We start from the raw sequence: 1,607 nt of genomic DNA, 5'->3' as shown, positions 1-1,607 counted from the left end.
GTTGCGATCAAGCTGCTGGCCCGCGTGGACGATCGGCTGCGCGATCGGTTCGCCTTCGAGCGACAGGCACTCGCGAGGCTGGACCATCCCGACGTTGCCCGCGTACTCGACGCCGGCGATCACGACGGTCGGGCGTTCCTCGTCGTCGAGCTCGCGCCGGGTCGACCCATCACGGAGTTCTGCGAGGCGGAGCAACTCGACGCGGACGAGCGGATCGCATTGTTCGCCCGCGTGTGCGATGCCGTCGCGCATGCGCACGCGCGCGGTCTGCTGCACTGCGACCTCAAGCCGTCCAACGTGCTGGTCTGGCGCGACACCAACGAGCACGACATTCGGCTCAAGGTGATCGACTTCGGCATCGCCCGGCTGCTCGGGGCCGACGATGCCGAAGGCGTCGTCGGGACACCCGCGTACATGAGTCCGGAACAGGCAGGCAACGGCGCGATCGACGTGCGGAGCGACGTCTACGCACTTGGCCTGCTGCTCCACGCACTGCTAGGCGGAGCGAATCCTGTCGCTGCCGAGACTAAGTCGAAGAGCCGGCGGGCACTGGTCCAAACCGCCGCCGCAGCGCCGCGGCCGGAGCCGTTGCAAGGCAACGTCCCGCGCGAGGCGGACTGGATCATCGAGCGTGCGACGGAGCCCGAACCCGACGCGCGCTACGAGACCGTCGCCCGGCTTGGGGACGACGTGAAGCGCGTCCTCGACCGTCGCCCCGTCGCCGCCGGTCCCGCGACGCTGTCGTACTACGTCCAACGTCACGCCGCCCGGAACAAGCCGCTCGCGGCCGCGATCGCCGTCGCGGCGCTGATCCTGCTCGGCGGTATCGGTGCGACAGCGTACCAGGCGATCCGCGCCACCAACGCCGAACGCCAAGCCCTGGAAGATCGCGACGCGGCCGAGGCGACGAGTCGCTTCCTGCAGCGCGTGCTCTTTTCGGCAAGGCCCGACTTTCGCAATCCCGAAGCCGCCGCGGCGTTCGTCGAGGCTGTCGACCGTGCTCGCGACGGCTTGGCCACCGACCTCCGCGGCAATCCCGAAGTCCGCAGCGAACTGCTCGACATGATCGGCATGATCTACTTCGAGAGCAATCGCTACGCCGAGGCCAGGCCGCTGCTTGAGGAGGCGTACACGCTGCGTCGAGGACTCTTTGGGCCAGACGATGCACGCACGCTCCGCAGTCACGAGCAGTTTGCCGGCGTGCTGCGATACCTGCGAGAGCACGACCAGGCGATCGAGCACGCCAGCGAAGTCGTCCGGCGCGGCGAGACCGTCGGCCTGCCGAGGGACGAGGTGATCCTGCGGAACGCACGTCTGACGCTGAGCGAGTCGCGGCTTCGTCGCAGAGCGCCCGGAGACCTCGAAGGCATGCGCGAACTCGCCCTCGACGCCCGACGCCGCATGGAGGCAACGTCGCCGAGAAGTGTCGCGGCGCGAGAGAACCTGAGCCGATTGATGCTCAACTACGCCGACGGCATCCTCGAGTTTGCCAATGAGCAGAATCCGGAGCTTCGCCAGGAGTTCCCGGAGTTCCTCACGCTCGGCTACGAGCTCATCGCCGACATTCCGATGGGCACGTCACGGTCGATGCTGCAGTTGAATCACCT

At 67.8% G+C, this 1,607-nt stretch carries 1 protein-coding gene; it reads left to right on the top strand.

Features of this window, described 5'->3' with window-relative positions; genetic code table 11:
- Positions 1–1,607: serine/threonine-protein kinase (locus AAGI46_17135; GenBank protein MEM1013931.1), on the top strand; the 1,607-nt coding region annotated here is incomplete at both ends.

It is taken from the genome of Planctomycetota bacterium (assembly GCA_038746835.1).
Lineage (GTDB): Bacteria > Planctomycetota > Phycisphaerae > Tepidisphaerales > Tepidisphaeraceae > JBCDKH01.
This window is presented reverse-complemented; position numbering and strand designations above follow the sequence as displayed.